Source organism: Curtobacterium sp. MCLR17_043 (assembly GCF_003224215.1).
GTDB lineage: Bacteria > Actinomycetota > Actinomycetes > Actinomycetales > Microbacteriaceae > Curtobacterium > Curtobacterium flaccumfaciens.
In genome coordinates, this window is record NZ_QKLH01000015.1 from 12,667 (window position 1) to 30,668 (window position 18,002).

Here is an 18,002-nt window from a genome sequence, read left to right on the forward strand (position 1 = left end):
GTTGCCGCTACAACTGAGCATGGATCAGTCGACGGAAGGAGCGCCGCAGTGGCAGCGCATCGCATGCCCGAATCGGACCGGCCCCGTCGGCCCGTCCCGGCCTGGGTGACCGCGCCGCCCGTCGACGAGGTCGCGCCCGAGCGGGTCGCCGCCGCCGGTCACGTGAACGCCTCCGGCCGGGAGGCCCGCCCCACCCCCGCCTCGTCACGCGCGGCCCACGCGGCGCCGGTCCCACCGACCACGGTCGCCCCGGCAGGGAACGCCGCGGCTGAGCAGGCACCCGCCGCTCATGCGCCGGCCGCGCACGCACCGACGTCCGAGCCCGCGTCGATCGCCGCACTGGTCGAGGCCGACGCCCCCGTGCCCGACTTCCCGCCGCAGCAGGAACTGCTGCCCCCGGCCCCGACGTCGCCGAACGTGCACACCGTGCCGTTCGAGACCCCCGCGGTGCCGCCGTCGTCGGTCGTCCCCGCCTCCGGGCTCGTGGTGCCGGTCTCCCCGGTCGCCGCCGCACCCGCCTCGGCGGACGCCGCACCGCTCGTCGCACCGCTCACCACCCCGTCGCCGGAGGCCGCCCCGGCACCGCCGACCGCCACACCCGCGGTGCCCGTCGCCGGACAGCCCCGGTTCTCGGTGCCCGGCCTCGAACACGTGGTCGTCGAGGGCACCGAACCCGAGCCCGTCGGCCCGATCGGCTACCGGACGCCCCGACGCTTCGCCCACCAGCAGGCCGCCGCACGGTCGGCCGCACCAGCACCCGCAGCCGCACGGTCGTTCGACGCCGTGCTGCACGCGGCGCCGACCACCGCCGCTCCCGGCGGCACCGCCGTCGCGACCCCGAAGGCCCGGGCGACCACGGCCCTGGTCGCAGCCACCCCGGTGCCGCAGGATGCCGGCGGGGGCGAGGCGGGCCTCCCGACCGAACTGCTCGACCAGCCCGTGACCGCGGGCGCCGTGCCGGAGCCACGCCGTGCGCTCGGTGCGACCGCCGGTGCGGTGCTCGGTGCCGTCACCGGGATCGCGACGATCGGTCTGGCGGCCTGGTGGTTCACCGCTCCGGCGATCGTGCACGGCGTCGGCGTGGTGCTCGGACTGCTCGCGTTGGTGCTCTCGATCGTGACGCTGCGCGACCGGACGGCCACGTGGCAGCGGCCGGTCGCGCTGCTCGGCGCCGTGCTCGGTGGCGTCGGCACGATCGTGCTGCTGTGGGCGGTCGCGGCGGCGCTGCTGCCGCTCGCAGGGGTGACGCTGCCGGACGTCACCGGCACCGGCACGACCCCGACGCTCGCCCCGTAGCGCCGCGAGCGCTCAGACGCCGTCGTCTCGGCAGGACGCCGCGTCGACGTCGAGACGGCCCCGAAAGTCGCGGCGTCTCGACGGCTCGGCGGCGTCGAGCCAACACGCCGGCGTCTCGTCGCGCTCTCCATCCCGGAACACGCCGGCGTCTCGCCGCCGATACACGCGCTCAGACGGCGCGGACGACCCCGCGGGACAGGATCGCGTTCGTCAGCGCGTCGATCGGCTCCCGCTGCACCGTCGGGTTCGCGATGAGCACGTAGTCCACTGCAGGCAGGTCCGGCAGCCCGAGCCGCTGCGACACCTTCACCAGGTCGGCCGGGATCAGCGAGTGCGGGAACACCGCGACGCCGATGCCCGCGCGCACCGCGGCGAGCACCCCGTTGACGTCGCGGGTGTTGCAGGTGATCCGCCAGGTGCGGCCGGCGGCCTCGAGGGCGTCGATCGCCATCTGCCGGCTGATGCTCGGCGCCTGGTACGCGATGAGCGGGACGGGTTCGTCGGGTTCCAGGGCGATGCCGTCCTGCGCCATCCACACCATCTGGTCGGTGGCGACCCGGGTGCCCTCGGCGGACTCGCCCGCCGTCTGCTTGATGAACACCAGGTCGAGCTGGCCGGCGTGCACCCGGCGGAGCAGCGGTGCCGACTGGTTCACCGTGAGCTCGAGGTTCACCTGCGGGTGCAGCCGTCGGAAGTCCCGCAGGATCCGCGGCAGCTGGGTGATGGCGAGGTCGTCCGCCGCCCCGAACCGCAGCCGCCCGCGGGTGGCCGCGCCGGAGAAGTAGGCGTCGGCGGTGGCGTGCGCGGCGAGGATCGTCCGTGCGAACCCGGCCATAGCGTCCCCGTTGTCGGTCAGGGCGACGCCGCGGGTGTCCCGGGCGACCAGGGTGCGCGCCACCGCGGTCTCCAGGCGCCGGACGTGCTGGGACACCGTCGGCTGGCTGATGCCGAGCCGGGTGCCGGCCTGTGTGAAGCTGCCGGTCTCCGCCACGGCCAGGAACGTCTGCAACAGGACCGGATCGAGCACGTCGCGCCTTCCGTCGGTGCGACCTCATTCGACATCGCAATGGAGTGATAGCCACCATAGGGGTATCGAATGGCCCGGCGCCACGTAGTTTCGTTGGGGTACCAGATCCACACCGACGTCCGGAGAACCCCGCACCGTGAGCGCGTCACCGACGACCCTCCCCCCGCCCACCGAACCGCTCCCGATCCAGGCCACGCGACCGCCGTGGCGCCACACGCTCATCGCCCTGTCCGTGCCGAACTTCCGGCTGTTCACGGCGACCAACCTGGTGGCGATGACCGCCGGCTGGATGCAGCGCATCGCCCAGGACTGGCTCGTGCTGCAGCTGACCGGGTCGGTCGCGCAGGTCGGCATCACGGTCGCCTGCCAGTTCGCGCCGATGCTGCTGTTCGGGCTGCTCGGCGGCGTCCTGGTCGACCGGTTCTCGAAGCGCGCGCTCATGATGATCACGCAGGGAGCCTTCGCGGTGCTGTCCGCGCTGCTCGCCGTCCTGACACTCGCCGGCGTCGTCGAGGCGTGGCACATCTGGGTGATCGCGTTCCTGGTCGGCATGGTCACCGTGATCGACAACCCGGCACGGCAGGTGTTCGTCACCGAGATCGTCGGGCACAAGCACCTGCGGAACGCCATCAGCGTGAACTCGTCGGTGTTCCAGCTGGGCGGCATGATCGGTCCGGCACTGTCCGGTGCCCTGCTCGTCGCGGTCGGCGCGGGGTGGTCGTTCGGCGTGAACGCGATCGCCTGCGTCGCCGTCGTCGTGACGCTCGGGTTCCTGAAGGTCTCCGAACTGCACCGCACACCCCCGGCACCCCGCGGCAAGGGGCAGCTCGTGGAGGGCCTCCGCTACGCCGTGCACAAGCCGACGATCATCGTGCCGGTGATCCTCGTCGCGTTCTTCTCGGTGTTCGCGCTGACGATGCCCGTGCTCTTGTCCGCCTTCGCGTCACAGGTGTACGACGTCGGTGCCGGCGGCTACGGGGTGTTCAACTCCGCCGTGGCGATCGGCGCCCTGGTCGGTGCGCTGCTCTCCACCCGGAGGGCCGTCGTCCGGCTCCGCACCATCGTCGGCGGGGTGTTCTGGACGGGCGTGCTGCTCGTCGTCTCGGGGTCGATCCCGGCGATCGCACCGTTCACCGTCGCGCTCGTGGCGGTGGGGATGTCGCAGCTGCTGTTCCAGACCGCGTCGAACTCGCTCGTGCAGCTGTCGTCGAACGTGGCGATCCGCGGCCGGGTGATGTCGCTCTACGTCCTCGTGCTGCTCGGTGGACAGGCGATCGGCGGACCGCTGATGGGCCAGATCGTCGACCGCTTCGGTGCGCACGTGGGGATGATGGTCGCCGGAGGCGTGCCGGCCGCGGCCGCCGCCGTGATCGCGCTCGTGCTCGCCCGCCGGGGCGGCCTGCACCTGGCGGTGCGGATGCGCCACCACCTGCCGGTGCCGGCGATCGTTGCGCACTGACGGGGGCCCTGGCGGTGACCACCCGCCGGCCTGGAGGCCCGTGGCGGCTCCGTCCCGCGCCTCCCGTCCGCCCGTTGGTCGCGTCGGGCGGTACGCAAGACACCGGTGTTCACGCTCGACGCCGCGGGATCCCGCGGTGTGTTGCGTGAACACCGGTGTCTTGCGAGGGGAAGTGCCTCAGTAGGCGACGCCGAAACGCGTCTGGTGGTGCGCCGGGGTGACGATCTCGTCGACGAACGCGATCGCGTAGTCGGCGCCGGAGATGTCCGAGTTGCCCTCGGCGTCGGCGAGCAGGACCTCGTCCGAGGCGCGGTAGGTGCCGCGACGCTCGCCCGGGTTGTAGCTGCCGAAGGCCGCGGCGGGGCTCACGTAGAACCAGTCGACCTCGGTGTCCGACGCACGGAGGGCGTCGAGGATCTGCGCGTGGCTCTTCGCCTCGCCCTTGAAGGCGTCCGGGAAGCCGTCGGTGTCGAAGAGGCGGGGGCCGTCCTCGGACACGCGCATCGAGCCGGCACCGCCGACGATGCCGAGCCGCGCACCGGCTGCAGCGGCGGCGTCGACGAAGTGCTGGAACTTGCCCTTCAGCTCGCTGCCGTCGGCCTGCACGGCGTGGAGCGAGACGATGACGACGTCGGCACCCTTGGTGACCTCGGACACGAAGTCGGCGTCGAACGCGTCACCCTGCGCCAGGGTCAGGCCCTCGGCCGGCTCGAGCTTGCTCGTGTCGCGGGCGACCGCGGTGACGGTGATGCCGCGGGAGAGTGCCTCGTGGGTGATGGCGGAGCCGGCGTAGCCGGTGCCTCCGAAGACGACGATGTTGGTCATGGTGTTCCCTTCGTGGACGTGCTGGGCGTCGGTGACATTGACAGTCACCGTACAAGAGTTACTCTCTTTGAGTAAGTAGGCACCTGGCGGTGCGTGACGGAGGACACCATGTCAGCACTCGAGTACAGCCCCTACGCGGCGGACTGCCCCAGTCGGCAGCTGCTCGACCGCATCGGCGACCGGTGGAGCGTGCTGACGATCGGCGCCCTCGCCGACGGTCCCGCACGGTACTCGGCGGTGGCGGCCCGGGTGCAGGGGGTCTCGCAGAAGATGCTCACCCAGACGCTGCGGGCCCTCGAGCGCGACGGCATGGTGACGCGAACGGTGTTCCCCGAGATCCCGCCGCACGTGGAGTACGAGCTGACCGAGCTCGGGCGGTCGCTGCGCACGGTGCTCGTGCCGCTGGAGGACTGGGCCACCTCGCACATGCCCGACGTCGCCGAGGCGCGCGAGGGGTACGACGCGCGCTGAGCGACCCCGCACTCGGAATCCCCGACGGCGACGAGTGGTTGCCTGGGGACATGCGATCGATCGTCTACACGAAGCCCGGTGCCAGCAGCGTCCTCGAACTCGTCGAGCGGGAGAGCCCGGAGCCCGGTGCCGGTGAGGTCCGCGTCCGCGTCGTCGTCTCCGGCGTCAACCCGACCGACTGGAAGGCCCGTGCCGGCGGCACGTACGGCGACGGACTGCCCTTCCCCGAGATCACGCCGAACCAGGACGGCGCCGGTGTCGTCGACGCCGTCGGCCCCGGAGTCGACGGGCTGACCGTCGGTGACCGCGTGTGGCTCTTCATGGCGGCTGCGTCACGGCCGACCGGCACGGCACAGGAGTACACGGTCGTGCCCGAGTCGCGCGTGGTCCCGCTGCCCGACGGCGTCTCGTTCGACGTCGGCGCCTCGCTCGGCGTCCCCGCGATGACTGCGCACCGGGCCCTCACCACCCACGAGGACGGCCCCGCACGCCTGGGGCCCGGAGCCCTCGACGGCTTCACCGTGCTCGTCGCCGGTGGTGCCGGTGCCGTGGGGCACGCCGCGATCCAGCTCGCCCGCTGGGCCGGAGCGACCGTCATCACGACGATCAGCTCGGACGCGAAGGCAGCCCTTGCCACGGCAGCCGGCGCCCACCACGTCGTGAACTACCGCGAGGAGGACGCCGCCGAGCGCATCCGGGCGATCGCGCCGGACGGTGTCGACATCGTCGTCGAGGTGTCGATCCCGCAGAACGCCGCGCTGGTCGCCGACGTGCTGGCGAACCACGGTGTCGTGTCGATCTACGCGAACAACGGCGGCGACGAGGCGAGCCTGCCGATCCGCCCGAACATGAGCGTGAACGCCCGCTACCAGTTCCTGCTGCTCTACACGATCGGCGACGAGGCGCTGTCCGCGGCGGCCGAGGACGTCACCGAGGCGCTGCACGACGGTGTGCTGCCGGTCGGCGAGGACGCCGGGCTCCCGCTCACCCGCTTCGCGCTCGAGCAGACCGCCCAGGCGCACGACGCGGTCGAGCAGGACACGGTCGGCAAGGTGCTCATCGACGTGACCGAGGCGCCGTAGCTGCGACATCGGAGCCGGCTCGGGCTCAGGCTCCGGCTCCGGCTCCGGCTAAAACGAACGGCTCCCACGCATGCGTGGGAGCCGTTCGTCGTGGACGATGCGGGAGGGGTCAGCGACCCAGACGCGCGGCGATGGCTGCGGTGACCCGGAGCCGGGCCGCAACGCGCTCGCGTTCGATGTTGGCGGCGATGACGTCGAGGTCTTCGTAGTCGGCGTCGGTGGTGGTGTCGTTCCAGTTCGGCGAGGAGATCCGGGCACGCCCGAACGACGGCGGAGCAGGGTTCACGGTCGTCATGGGGGCATCGTACGTCGAGCGTCCGACAGAGCGTGTGAGCATCACGGGCCTTTCCTTGGATTGCGGTCGCGCTCGGGGAACGAGTAGGTCAACGAGAACGCGACGGCCATGAACGAGGCCATCATCGCGATGTTCTTGGCGTCGAGTTCGGTGAAGGCGTCGGGGACCGGGGAGTCGACGGTGAGCATGCCGAACGAGTACTGGTCGGACCGGATCACCACCGAGACGTACGAGGTGTACCGCGGCTCGAAGCCCGGCAGGTCCTGGTCGACGTCCACGTCGGCCGAGCGGTCACCGACGATCCGGGGTGATCCCCCGACCAGCACCCACTCGAGGTTGCGGTCGCCGTAGGGCGTGCCCGCTCGGAAGACCCCGGCGGTGTCGCCGGCGCCACCGTGACCGATCGGCTCGAGCGCCCGCAGATCGGTGGACAGCTGGTACACGTTGGCGCGGACGTCGGGCACCTTCGGCAGCAGGTAGAACGCCAGGGCCACGGCGACGCGGTCGGCGACGACCGAGAGTTCGCCGTGGCGCTCGGACCGGGGCAGCTCGGTGAACCGGACGAGCCGGGTGGCGATCTGGCCGAACGCGTACCGGACCGCCGTCGACTGCTCGAGCTCCGCCGCGGTGGCGTTGTCCTCGGCCACCGACCGGGCGGCGTCGCTGCGCCGGGTCCGGACCACCTGCACGGTCACGGCGCCGACGAGCACGACGAGCCCGAACGCGACGAGCGACAGCCGGACCGCCGGCGTGACGAACAGGTTCGGCAGCTGGAACGCCGCGGTGGGCGCAGCAGCCACCACGATCGGCCACACGACCGTGCCGACCCGTCCTGAACGCTGGTTCCCCATGACCACGACGCTAGGTCACGCCACCGACGCGGACGGAGTTGTCCACAGGCGGGTTCTCCACAGGACGCACCGGCCTCCACCGGCCCGTCGCACGCAGCTGGTAAGCAGGACCCATGACCGACGTCAGCACGCCCGTTCCCGGATCCAGAGCCCTCGTCCTCGGTGGCGGAGGTGTCGCCGGCATCGCGTGGGAAGTCGGCGTCCTCGTCGCCCTGCAGGAAGCCGGCGTCGACCTCGACGCCGCCGACCTCGTCGTCGGCACCAGCGCCGGCAGCGTCGTCGGCGCGTTCGTCCGGAACGGTGCCGTCCAGCAGGCCTACGACCAGCAGCACACCCCGGCGCCGACCACCTACGAAGAGCCGGCCCCCATCGACGTCGAGGCCGTGCAGCAGCACATCGGCGCAGCACTGCAGGGTGCGACCGGCGAGCAGGACGCCCGCGCTCGACTCGGCCAGGCCGCTCAGCAGGTCGTCGGCGGGCAGAGCGACGACGAGCGGACGGCGACCTTCGGCGAGACGCTCCCGTCCACCGAGTGGCCGGAGAAGCCGCTCGCCGTCACCGCGGTCGACGCCACCGACGGCACCTTCCGCCTGCTGACGGCGGCCGACGGCGTACCGCTCCCCCGTGCGGTCGCGGCCAGCTGCTCGGTGCCCTTCGTCTGGACGCCGGTCGCCATCGACGGCCGCCCGTACGTCGACGGTGGTGTCCGCTCGGGCACCAACGCCGACGCCGCCGCCGGGTACGAGCGGGTGCTCGTCATCGCCTGCGGCCCCGAGGGCCCGTCCCCGTGCGGGCCCTGGCTCGACGTCGCCGTCGAGACCCTGCGGGCCGGCGGATCGTCGGTCGAGGTCGTGGTGGCGGACAGCGCGTCCCAGCAGGCCTTCGGCACGAACTCGCTCTCGCTCGCCACCCAGGCACCGTCGGCCGAGGCCGGCCACGCCCAGGGCACCGCGGTCGCCGAGCAGGTCGCCGCCTTCTGGGCCGAGGACCTGGCGAGCGTGCACGCATGAGCACCCCGTTCTCCGACCTCGACCAGTACGTCGCGCTCCCCCGCGTCGACGGCATCGACATCAGCCCCGACGGCACCCGCGTCGCCCTGACGGTCAGTGCCCTCGACCCCGACGGCACCGGGTACCGCCGGTCGATCTGGCAGGTACCAGCAGCCCCGGCGGAGGACACGGACGACGCCGGCACACCCGCCGCACGCCCGGTCCGCCTCACGCGCTCCGCCAAGGGCGAGGGCGGCATCGCCTTCACCCGCACCGGCGACCTGCTCTTCGTCTCCGCCCGGCCCGACGCCGACGCCACCGACCTCGAGACAACCCAGCTCTGGGTGCTGCCCGCGAACGGTGGCGAGGCCCGTCCGCTCACCCGCCTGGCCGGCGGCGTCGGTGGGGTCCTGGCCACCGCGGCCTCGTCGGACGTCGTGGCGCTGACCGCCGACCTGCTGCCGGGGGCCGGCTCCGATCCCGCGACCGTGCTCGAGGCCGACGCGGAGCTCCGGAAGAGCCGGAAGGACAAGCAGGTCCGCGCGATCCTGCACGAGACCTACCCGGTCCGGTACTGGGACCACGACCTCGGGCCGGCCCAGACGCACGTGCTGACGCTCGACACGGCCGACAGCGACAGCGACACCGGCAGCGACGCCGTCGGCGCCAGCGCCGAGCCCGTCCAGCCCGTCGACCGCACACCGGCCCCCGGACGCTCGCTCGACCACGTCGACGGGGCGCTCACGCCCGACGGTTCGGTCCTGCTGGCCTCCGTCGGCGTCCGGGAGGCCCGTGGGGACCGCTCGACGCTCGTCACCATCGACCTGTCCAACGGCCACCGCACGGTGCTGTTCGACGACGTCGACGTCGACCACGAGATGCCGGCGCTCAGCCACGACGGCCGGACGATCGCCTGGGTCCGCACCGTCCGCTCCACACCTGCCGGCGCGAACCAGCAGGAGGTCTGGGTCGCCGGCATCGACGGCTCCGACGCCCGCCGCGTCGCGACCGACTGGGACCGCTGGCCGAGCCAGCTCGTGTTCGAACACGGCGACCGCGCGCTCCTGGCGGTCGCCGACCAGGACGGCCGCGCGCCGGTCTTCCGCATCCCCCTCGACGGCGGCGCCGTCGAGCAGCTGACGCACGACGACTGGGCGTACTCGAGCCTGCGCGTGGCGGCGGCGACGGGCGTCGTCGTGGCGCTCCGGGCCTCCTGGGCGGCCCCGCTGCACCCGGTGCGGATCGCGACGGACGGCACGGTGACCCCGTTGGCGACTCCGGCGCCCCTGCCGGACGTGCCCGCCCACCTGGAAGAGGTCGAGACGACCGCAGCCGACGGTGCCCGCGTGCGCGGCTGGCTGGTCGTGCCCGAGGGTGAGGGGCCGCACCCGCTCGTCCTGTGGATCCACGGCGGACCGCTCAACGCGTGGAACCAGTGGTCCTGGCGCTGGAACCCGATGCTGCTCGCAGCCCGGGGCTACGCCGTGCTCCTGCCGGACCCCGCGCTGTCCACCGGTTACGGACTCGACTTCGTGAACCGCGGCTGGAACGCCTGGGGGCAGGCGCCGTACACCGATCTGATGGCGATCACCGACGTGGTCGAGGCGCGGGCGGACATCGACGCAACCCGCACCGCCGCGATGGGCGGGTCGTTCGGCGGGTACATGGCGAACTGGGTCGCCGGGCACACCGACCGGTTCCGCGCGATCGTCACCCACGCGAGCCTGTGGGCGCTCGACCAGTTCAACGGCACGACGGACTCGTCGCAGTACTGGTCGTCGATCTTCGACGCCGAGGGGATCGCGGCGAACGACCCGCACCGGTTCGTGGCCGACATCACGTCACCGATGCTCGTCATCCACGGCGACAAGGACTACCGGGTGCCGATCGGCGAGGGGCTGCGGCTCTGGTCCGAACTCGCGGAGCACCACGCGGCACCGGACGGCTCGATGCCGCACCGGTTCCTGTACTTCCCGGACGAGAACCACTGGGTGCTCGCTCCGCAGCACGCGGTGGTCTGGTACGAGACGGTGTTCGCGTTCCTCGGGCAGCACGTGCTCGACCAGGAGTGGGAGCGGCCGGCGCTGCTCGGGTAGCGCACCCGCCCGGCGAACCGGGGCGAGCCGGGTGGGCCGCTAGACGAACGCGGCCTGCCCGGTGATCGCCCGCCCGACGATCAGGGTGTTGACCTCGCGCGTGCCCTCATACGAGTAGATCGCCTCGGCATCGGCGAAGAACCGGGCCACGCCCTTGTCGAGCACGATGCCGTTGCCGCCCTGTACTTCGCGGCACCAGGCGACGGTCTCCCGCATCTTCGCGGTGGCGAACGCCTTGGCCATCGCCGAGTGCTCGTCGCCACCGACCCCGGCGTCCTGCATGGCCGAGGCCTGCGTGCAGAGTGCGATCGAGGCCGTGATGTTCGACAGCGACTTGACGAGCAGGTCCTGCACGAGCTGGTGCGCAGCGATCGGCTTGCCGAACTGGATCCGCTCGCGGGCGTAGGCCAGCGCGGCCTCGTACGCCCCGACCGCGATGCCGACGGCCTGCCAGGCGACTTCGGTGCGGGTCAGCCGGAGCACCTCGGCGGTCGAGCGGAACGACGTCGCGTTCTGCAGCCGACGCGACTCGGGCACCCGGACGTCCTGCATGACGATGTCGGCGTTCTGCACCCCGCGCAGGGCGATCTTGTCCTCGATCTTGGTCGCGGTGAAGCCCGCGGTGTCGGTGGTGACGAGGAAGCCCTTGACCTGACCGTCGGCGACGTCCTTCGCCCAGATGACGACGACGTCGGCGAAGGTGGCGTTGCCGATCCAGCGCTTCTCGCCGTCGAGCACCCACTCGTCGCCCTCGCGCCGGGCGGTGGTGCGCAGACCCTTCGCGGAGTCGCTGCCCGAGTACGGCTCGGTGAGCCCGAACGCCCCGACGATCTCACCCGCAGCCATGCGGGGCAGCCACTCGCGCTGCTGTTCGTCACTGCCGGCGACCGCGATCGAGTTCATCGCCAGGCCGGACTGCACGCCGATGAAGGTGGCGACGCTCGCGTCCACGCGTCCGAGTTCGAGGGCCGCCCAGCCGCGGTACACGGCCGAGTTCTCGAACTGCCGCACGAGCGGGACGCCCGGCCCGTACATGCCGAGCTCGGCGAGCGGCGCGATGACCTGCATCGGGAACTCGGCGCGCGCCCAGTACGCGTCGGCGATGGGCGCGACCTCGCGCTCGAGGTACTGCCGGAGCTGCCCGAGCGACGCGCGCTCCTCGGCCGTGAGCTGCTGCTGGAAGCCGTAGAAGTCCGATTCGAGCAGGGGCGTCGCGGGCATCGTCGTTGACATGGGAACCACGATGCATCATTCTCGAAAACGTTGCAAGAGAGGATCGCGTGTACACATCAGACTCTGCGCTGCGCGCCTTCCGGGAGGCCCGTCACACCTTCATCGCCGGCTCACGGATCGACATGGGGGCGTTGGCCGCCGCACTCGGCGTCGACCGCACGTCGCTGTTCCGGTGGGTCGGCAACCGTGACCGGTTGCTGTCCGAGATCCTGTGGTCCCTCGCAGTCCCGACCCTCGACGGAGCCACCCACGCCGCCGACGAGATCGGGGCGACCGGAGCTGCCCGGCTCGTCGTCGTGCTCGACCGGTTCACCGCCGACCTGATCGACGCCCCGTACTTCCGGGCGTTCCTGACGCGCGAACCCGCTCGGGCGATGCGTCTGCTCACCACTTCGGACAGTGACGTGCAGAGCCGCTTCGTCGCCCGGGTGACCGCTCTCATCGAGCAGCAGGAGTCGTCCGGTACGTTCGATCCGGCACCGTTGTCGGCTGAGGAGCTCGCACGGCTGCTCGTCCGGATCTCCGAGTCGTTCACCTACGCCGAGTTCATCTCCGGTGAGACCCCTGATCCCGACCGGGCACGTGCGGCGTTCGAGTACGTCCTGCGGCCCGACGCGGTGCACGCCACACCCGCACCACCGATCGGAGACCGATGACCATCGACGAGTACCCGTTCCGCCGCTCCTACCCCACCCGGTGGAACGACAACGACATGTTCGGGCACGTCAACAACACGATCTACTACTCGGCGATGGACAACGCGTCGACGTACTGGTTCCGCGAGGCCGCCGGGCTCGACCCGTTCTCGTCGGAGTGGATCGCCGTGCTGGTGTCGTCGAGCTGCCGGTTCGTCGAGTCCGCCGTCTGGCCGGACGTCATCGAGGTCGGGATGCGCTCGAAGCACCTCGGCACCACGAGCCTGTCGTGGGAGTTCGGCCTGTTCCGGCAGTCCGACGGCGCCCTGCTCGCCACCGGTGAGTTCGTGCACGTCATCATCGACCGCGAAGGCGCCCGCCGTCCGATCCCGCTGCCCGCCGAGCTCCGCGAGCTCGTGACCGGCTCGATGATCGCGCAGCAGCCCGCCGTCGCCGACTGACCGGGACTCTCCGCACAACCGAAGTGCCCCCGAACCACGCGATCGCGTGGTTCGGGGGCACTTCGGTTGTGCAAGCGGCGCTGGACCCGAACGCCAGCGCCGCAGTCCGGGGTCAGATCAGGCCGTCGGTCAGGTGGTTTGGCGTCCCGAACTGTGCGTTGTAAGCCACAGGGGAGTCGACTCCCCACGCGCTCCTCGCTAGACCGGACACTCGCCTGCAGTTCTCCGGACGATCGGTGACCGTCACGGCTCCCGTCGTCCCGCCGCCTCAAGCTGAGCTTGGATGCCCCAGGCGAGGTAGAACGCGAAGAACGGGTCCGCAATATGCAAGCTGGACGCGGGGCCGTCCTCGACGAAGTCGAGGACTGGTTGCACGTCGACATTCGCGCCCGTGTGCTCGAGCTCGTCCTCTGAGGGCAACTCCTCGGTCAGCCGAAGAGCGGCGATACGAGACATGTTCTTCAGCACAGATGTGGTCTGGTTGTTCGCCGGAGTATCTCCAACCACGAGGTCTGCGATGGCAGCCCGGATCTCGTCCTTCGACACTCCAAGCTTCGGGCCAGTAGCAGCGATCGCAGCGAGCGTCAGCCCGTATCCGTCCAATTCGAGTCCGTCCTTCGTCCGATACTTGGTCCGAGCGCTCCCCCGCTCCTTCAGACCACGAATCAAGCGCGTCGCCCAATTGGCCGAGGCTTCCTCTACCTGAACCTCGAAAAACTTCTTCCAGTCATCCGGCGCATGCAACTCAGTCGGGTCGTCCGCCTCCTCGCGGACGCCGTTGTACTTGCAGAGCTCGCGGCAAAACTGCTGCATGAGGTGCGGACTACCGTACGCTTGCGCGGCTAGCTTCTTAGCGAGCGAGTCATCTGCGTCGATCACGTGCAGCTTGACGAACCCTCGACGAGCGATTTCGACCAGATCATCGACAGTCCAGAACTGGACAACGAGCGTGCTGACTCGGCCCGTCATGTCGGGCTCAGCGGAGACGACTTCGCGCACTCGATGCGAGATGGAGACGAAGACAATCGGAACCCCCGCCAACACCAGCGGCTTGAGCGCACGCACGATCTGACGCTGGGTTGACCGATCTACGAAGTGAAAATCGTCGATAACGAGGGGGCGACCCGATGCCTTAAGGGCGTCACGGGCAGCTGTCCCCGCCAAGCGCTCCGCCGCGACCTTTGTCCCCGTGCTTTGAGAACCGGAACTGGTGAGGACGGCCTTGGCCGTGAGGAACGGCAGTCCGCCCTCGACACCCCCCTCGCTCCCCGAGCTTGTCGTCGCATCGTTAGTGAGCTCTTCGAGAAGGTAGAGCCCTAGTTCGTCCGTGACGCGGGCCCACATGTCTTCGGCGCTTGTCAGACCCTGACCGTCAATCCAGACAGGCGATTGCAGGACCTTGCGCAGGAGAACTGTCTTGCCGGTCTTCGTGGGTCCTGCCAGAGTCAGGATGGAGCCACCCTCCTCAACGTAATCGTTGAGCGACTGCTCCAATTCAAACTCATCTCGCGGGATGTAAGTATGAACCGGCAACTTGCCCGGAACGAATACCTGACTAGTCCTTAGCTTCTCGGTCACGACCTCATCCTAGTAGCGTTCAGCGCACCGGCACTAGCGCAGCGCTCTTCAACGCAACGTCCACGGTCCGGCCTAGGGAATCGACGGCGCGGCGACCAGCGACTAGATCTCGGCTCCCGCTTACCGCAACCGCGCACCTGCCTAGATGAGATCAACGGTTAGTGCATTAGGGGTGCCGAATCGGTGCGCCGTGATCGACACCGCCTGCTCGCGGACGAACGGCAGGATCTCGAGCCGCCCGGCCTCGGTCACCGGGCCGCCGTACACAGCGACGTCCGGACGACCACCGACGGCCGAGTACAGCGCCGAGGTGTCGCCACCGATGAGCCGCACCCGGGTGGACGGACCTGAGGCGACCGAGCTCGCGAAGGCCCTGTCGGACACCGTCTGCGACAGCGAGCGGACGATCGGCAGCGCACGGATCGCCGCGGCGACGGACGACGGCAGCGTCGCGGCCGTGGAGACCTCGATCGTCGTGCCGGCACGGAGCGCTGCGGCGACGACGCGGACGAGCTCAATCACGGAGGCGTCAGCGTCCGTGTCCGAGTCGGCGACCGCGGCCAGCCGCACCTGCACCGCCGGGAACGGCAGGTACCGGGCGATGTTCCGCTCGGCGGAGAGCGCCGAGACGTCGGTCGCGGTGCCGAACAGCGTCGACCACGCCTGCTCGTCGGACGCCAGCGCACGGTCGAGCATCGGCGACGCGACCTCGGCAGCCCGGGCGAACGCCGAGACCGGATCCGACACGGCGACACCGGACGCAGCGACCGCCGGTGCGGGCGTCCACGACCCGAGCCCGAGCAGGTAGTTCAGCCCACCGGCCTTCGTGCCGGCGCCCACGGCCGACTTCTTCCACCCGCCGAACGGCTGGCGGCGGACGATGGCGCCCGTGATGCCGCGGTTGACGTAGAGGTTGCCTGCCTGGATCCGCGACAGCCAGGTACCGATCTCGGCCGGGTCGAGCGAGTGCAGGCCCGAGGTCAGGCCGTAGTCGACCTCGTTCACGATGTCGATCGCCTCGTCGAGCGAGTCGGCGGTCATCATGCCGAGGATCGGGCCGAAGTACTCGGTGCGGTGGAACTCCGAGCCGCGGCGGACGCCCTGTCGGACACCCGGGCTCCAGAGCTTGCCGGTCTCGTCGAGCGGCTTCGGCTCGACGGCCCAGGACTCCCCCGCGCCGAGCTTCGTCAGGCCGTCGAGCAGCTTGCCCGAGGCCGGCTCGATGACGGGGCCCATCTGCGTCGCGGCGTCGGTCGGGTAGCCCACCGTGAGCGAGGCCACCGCGTCGAGCAGCTGGTTCCGGAAGCGCTTCGACTTCGCGACCGAGCCGACCATGACGACGAGGGACGCGGCCGAGCACTTCTGGCCGGCGTGCCCGAACGCCGACGCAACGACGTCCTTCACGGCGAGGTCGAGGTCGGACGACGGCGTGACGATCACGGCGTTCTTGCCCGAGGTCTCGGCGAGCAGCGGCAGGTCGGGGCGGAACGAGCGGAACAGCTCGGCCGTCTCGTACGCACCGGTGAGGATGACCTGGTCGACCATCGGGGACGCGATGAGCTGCTGCCCGAGGTCGTTCTCCGACACCTGCAGGAACGCGAGCACGTCGGCCGGGGCCCCGTGGGCGTCGAGCGCGGTCTCGATGATCGAGGCGAGCACGGCGCCGGAGCGCTCGGCGGGCGGCGCGGGCTTCAGCACGACGGCGGACCCGGCCGCCAGCGCGGCGAGGGTCGATCCGGCGGGGATCGCGACGGGGAAGTTCCACGGCGGCGCGACCAGGGTCAGCGCAGCGGGCGTGAAGGTGGCGCCGTCGACGTCGTCGAGCGAGGACGCCAGGGTGCCGTAGAAGTGCGCGAAGTCGATCGCCTCGGACACCTCGGGGTCGGCCTGGTCGATGGTCTTGCCGGTCTCCGACGCCATGACCTCGATGAGCGCAGCGCGGTTCGCCTCGAGTGCGTCGCCGACGGCGTGCAGCACGGCACCACGCGCACCACCGGACCAGGTCCCCCAGACCGCACCGGCGGCCCTGGCGCGGCCGAGCGCGGAGTCGAGGGCCGTGGCGGAGTCGACCCGGGCCTCCTGGACGGCGCGGACGCCGAGCGTCGACGAGGCGACCCGTGCGGTGATGGCGTCGCCCCAGGCGCGGACGGCGCCGACCGAGGGGTCGCTGTCCGGGGTGTTCTCGAAGTGACCGGGGCCGGGGCGGCCGACGGCGGCGTAGCGGTCGGCGACCCGGTGTGATGCCGGCGCTGCGAGGCCCTCGGGCGTCGCGAGCGGCACCAGGGAGGCGCGGAAGCGCTCCTCTTCGCGGGCGAACAGCGGCGGCGAGGACGCCAGCGAGAAGACCGCGGACATGAAGTTGTCTTGCGACGCGCCCTCTTCGAGACGGCGGATCAGGTAGGCGATCGCGACGTCGAACTCGCCCGGGTGCACGACCGGCGTGTAGAGCAGGAGCGAACCGACGGTGTTCTTCACTGCCGACGCCTGCCCCTGCGCCATGCCGAGCAGCATCTCGAACTCGATGCCGTCCCGCACGCCGCGCTCACCGGCGAGCAGCCAGGCGTGCGCGACGTCGAACAGGTTGTGCCCGGCGACACCGACGCGGACGTTCTCGACGCGCGATGGGGTGAGCGCCCAGTCGAGCACGCGCTTGTAGTTGGTGTCCGAGTCCTGCTTGGTGTGCCAGGTGGCGAGCGGCCAGCCGTGGACCGAGGCCTCGACCTGCTCCATCGGCAGGTTCGCGCCCTTGACCAGACGGACCTTGATGCCGGCACCACCGCGGGCACGGCGGGCGGCGGACCACTCCTGCAGCTCCTGCATCGCGGCGAGCGCGTCGGGCAGGTACGCCTGCAGCACGATGCCGGCTTCGAGGCCGAGGAACTCGGGCTCGTCGAGGAGCTTCGTGAAGACCGCGATGGTGAGGTCGAGGTCCTTGTACTCCTCCATGTCGAGGTTGATGAACTTGGCCGGCGTGGCGGCTGCGGCACGCTGGAAGAGCGGTCGGAGCTGCTCGACGATGTCGTCCACCGCGTGGCCGAACGCCCACGGCGAGTGCGGGTGCACCGTCGAGGACACCTTGATGGAGACGTAGTCGACGTCGTCGCGGGCCAGGAGCTTGTGCGTGCCCTCGAGTCGGCGGGCGGCTTCGCGCTCGCCCAGGACGGCCTCGCCGAGCAGGTTGACGTTGAGGCGGACGCCGTCGCGCTTGATGCCGGCGATGGCCGGGCCGAGCTTGGAGTCGGTGGCGTCGACGATCAGGTGGCCGACCATGTTCCGGAGGACGCGTCGAGCGATGGGGACCACGACGTTCGGCAGCATCGGGGCCATGCCGCCGCCGAGCCGGACGAGTCCGCGGAGCGCGGCGGGCAGGAACCCCGGGGCATCGGGGGCGATCTGGCGGAGCTTGCGGGCGGCGACGGCGAGGTCCTCCGGTCGCACGACCCCGTCGACGAACCCGACCGCGAAGTCGAGTCCGGCGGGGTCGGCGAGCACGCCGGCGAGCTGCTTCGCGGAGCCGTCGACCGGGTAGGACTCGGCCTCGGCGAGCCACTGTCGGACGAGCGCGACGGACTGGTCCGCCAGGGCGTCGTGGTCGATGGCGGAGTCCTCGTGCAGCGTCGTCATGGGTTCAGTGTGGAGGTCGGGGATGCGGTAGCGGAAGTGAGCGTTCCTGATGGATACCGTTCAGTTCCGCTACCGTTCCG

General features: G+C 71.0%; 15 protein-coding genes. 8 read left to right on the forward strand and 7 right to left on the reverse strand.

All coding sequences use genetic code 11. The features are described 5' to 3' along the window. The first annotated feature begins 48 nt into the window (after positions 1 to 48). Positions 49 to 1,296: a hypothetical protein gene (locus DEJ03_RS14140; protein WP_146237736.1), complete on the forward strand. Its 1,248-nt coding sequence runs from the start codon at positions 49 to 51 to the stop codon at positions 1,294 to 1,296. Positions 1,297 to 1,465: 169 nt separating this feature from the next. Here the strand turns inward: DEJ03_RS14140 and DEJ03_RS14145 are convergent, their stop codons facing one another. Continuing rightward, entirely contained in the window at positions 1,466 to 2,323 is an 858-nt protein-coding gene (locus DEJ03_RS14145; protein ID WP_110865085.1) for a LysR substrate-binding domain-containing protein, read from the reverse strand. Positions 2,324 to 2,459: 136 nt separating this feature from the next. On the opposite strand from DEJ03_RS14145, the gene DEJ03_RS14150 reads away from it, so the two are divergent. Beyond that, positions 2,460 to 3,782, forward strand: coding sequence for an MFS transporter (locus tag DEJ03_RS14150; protein WP_110865086.1), 1,323 nt, complete (start codon positions 2,460 to 2,462; stop codon positions 3,780 to 3,782). Between the two features lie 177 nt (positions 3,783 to 3,959). Here DEJ03_RS14150 and DEJ03_RS14155 read toward each other — a convergent pair whose 3' ends face one another. Continuing rightward, positions 3,960 to 4,607, reverse strand: coding sequence for an NAD(P)-dependent oxidoreductase (locus tag DEJ03_RS14155; RefSeq protein ID WP_110865087.1), 648 nt, complete (start codon positions 4,605 to 4,607; stop codon positions 3,960 to 3,962). A gap of 108 nt (positions 4,608 to 4,715) precedes the next feature. Between DEJ03_RS14155 and DEJ03_RS14160 the strand changes: the two genes are divergently transcribed. Together DEJ03_RS14160 and DEJ03_RS14165 are read left to right on the forward strand one after the other, a co-directional pair. After that, positions 4,716 to 5,078: a helix-turn-helix domain-containing protein gene (locus tag DEJ03_RS14160; protein ID WP_071247254.1), complete on the forward strand. Its 363-nt coding sequence runs from the start codon at positions 4,716 to 4,718 to the stop codon at positions 5,076 to 5,078. 50 nt (positions 5,079 to 5,128) lie between these two features. Further along, a complete protein-coding gene (locus DEJ03_RS14165; protein WP_110865088.1) occupies positions 5,129 to 6,160 on the forward strand; it encodes an NADPH:quinone reductase in 1,032 nt (343 codons plus the stop codon). Positions 6,161 to 6,269: 109 nt separating this feature from the next. Here DEJ03_RS14165 and DEJ03_RS14170 read toward each other — a convergent pair whose 3' ends face one another. Beyond that, positions 6,270 to 6,455, reverse strand: coding sequence for a hypothetical protein (locus DEJ03_RS14170; protein ID WP_027465208.1), 186 nt, complete (start codon positions 6,453 to 6,455; stop codon positions 6,270 to 6,272). A gap of 41 nt (positions 6,456 to 6,496) precedes the next feature. Continuing rightward, on the reverse strand, positions 6,497 to 7,306 hold the full coding sequence (locus DEJ03_RS14175) for a GAF domain-containing protein (RefSeq protein ID WP_110865089.1): 810 nt from the start codon (positions 7,304 to 7,306) through the stop codon (positions 6,497 to 6,499). A 113-nt stretch (positions 7,307 to 7,419) separates the two neighbouring features. Here DEJ03_RS14175 and DEJ03_RS14180 point away from each other — a divergent pair, with 113 nt between their 5' ends. Both DEJ03_RS14180 and DEJ03_RS14185 read left to right on the forward strand, forming a co-directional pair. Next, positions 7,420 to 8,316: a patatin-like phospholipase family protein gene (locus DEJ03_RS14180; protein ID WP_110865090.1), complete on the forward strand. Its 897-nt coding sequence runs from the start codon at positions 7,420 to 7,422 to the stop codon at positions 8,314 to 8,316. Beyond that, positions 8,313 to 10,391, forward strand: a complete 2,079-nt coding sequence (locus DEJ03_RS14185) for an alpha/beta fold hydrolase (RefSeq protein ID WP_110865091.1) — start codon at positions 8,313 to 8,315, stop codon at positions 10,389 to 10,391. The genes DEJ03_RS14180 and DEJ03_RS14185 overlap by 4 nt, the downstream gene beginning before the upstream one ends. Before the next feature lie 39 nt (positions 10,392 to 10,430). Here the strand turns inward: DEJ03_RS14185 and DEJ03_RS14190 are convergent, their stop codons facing one another. Continuing rightward, a complete protein-coding gene (locus tag DEJ03_RS14190; protein ID WP_110865092.1) occupies positions 10,431 to 11,612 on the reverse strand; it encodes an acyl-CoA dehydrogenase family protein in 1,182 nt (393 codons plus the stop codon). Between the two features lie 59 nt (positions 11,613 to 11,671). On the opposite strand from DEJ03_RS14190, the gene DEJ03_RS14195 reads away from it, so the two are divergent. Beyond that, a complete protein-coding gene (locus DEJ03_RS14195) occupies positions 11,672 to 12,280 on the forward strand; it encodes a QsdR family transcriptional regulator (protein WP_071247243.1) in 609 nt (202 codons plus the stop codon). Beyond that, positions 12,277 to 12,720, forward strand: coding sequence for a thioesterase family protein (locus DEJ03_RS14200; protein ID WP_110865093.1), 444 nt, complete (start codon positions 12,277 to 12,279; stop codon positions 12,718 to 12,720). The genes DEJ03_RS14195 and DEJ03_RS14200 overlap by 4 nt, the downstream gene beginning before the upstream one ends. A gap of 243 nt (positions 12,721 to 12,963) precedes the next feature. On the opposite strand, the gene DEJ03_RS14205 is transcribed toward DEJ03_RS14200, so the two are convergent. Continuing rightward, a complete protein-coding gene (locus DEJ03_RS14205) occupies positions 12,964 to 14,298 on the reverse strand; it encodes a hypothetical protein (RefSeq protein WP_110865094.1) in 1,335 nt (444 codons plus the stop codon). Between the two features lie 141 nt (positions 14,299 to 14,439). After that, positions 14,440 to 17,922, reverse strand: a complete 3,483-nt coding sequence (locus tag DEJ03_RS14210) for a bifunctional proline dehydrogenase/L-glutamate gamma-semialdehyde dehydrogenase (protein ID WP_110865095.1) — start codon at positions 17,920 to 17,922, stop codon at positions 14,440 to 14,442. Positions 17,923 to 18,002 lie beyond the last annotated feature (80 nt).

Bases quoted from the DNA above. Each gene is read 5' to 3' on its own strand.
- DEJ03_RS14170 (WP_027465208.1), bottom strand. From the start codon at position 6,455: ATGACGACCGTGAACCCTGCTCCGCCGTCGTTCGGGCGTGCCCGGATC.
- DEJ03_RS14200 (WP_110865093.1), top strand. From the start codon at position 12,277: ATGACCATCGACGAGTACCCGTTCCGCCGCTCCTACCCCACCCGGTGG.
- DEJ03_RS14180 (WP_110865090.1), top strand. From the start codon at position 7,420: ATGACCGACGTCAGCACGCCCGTTCCCGGATCCAGAGCCCTCGTCCTC.
- DEJ03_RS14165 (WP_110865088.1), top strand. From the start codon at position 5,129: ATGCGATCGATCGTCTACACGAAGCCCGGTGCCAGCAGCGTCCTCGAA.
- DEJ03_RS14185 (WP_110865091.1), top strand. From the start codon at position 8,313: ATGAGCACCCCGTTCTCCGACCTCGACCAGTACGTCGCGCTCCCCCGC.
- DEJ03_RS14210 (WP_110865095.1), bottom strand. From the start codon at position 17,922: ATGACGACGCTGCACGAGGACTCCGCCATCGACCACGACGCCCTGGCG.
- DEJ03_RS14190 (WP_110865092.1), bottom strand. From the start codon at position 11,612: ATGCCCGCGACGCCCCTGCTCGAATCGGACTTCTACGGCTTCCAGCAG.
- DEJ03_RS14175 (WP_110865089.1), bottom strand. From the start codon at position 7,306: ATGGGGAACCAGCGTTCAGGACGGGTCGGCACGGTCGTGTGGCCGATC.
- DEJ03_RS14160 (WP_071247254.1), top strand. From the start codon at position 4,716: ATGTCAGCACTCGAGTACAGCCCCTACGCGGCGGACTGCCCCAGTCGG.
- DEJ03_RS14155 (WP_110865087.1), bottom strand. From the start codon at position 4,607: ATGACCAACATCGTCGTCTTCGGAGGCACCGGCTACGCCGGCTCCGCC.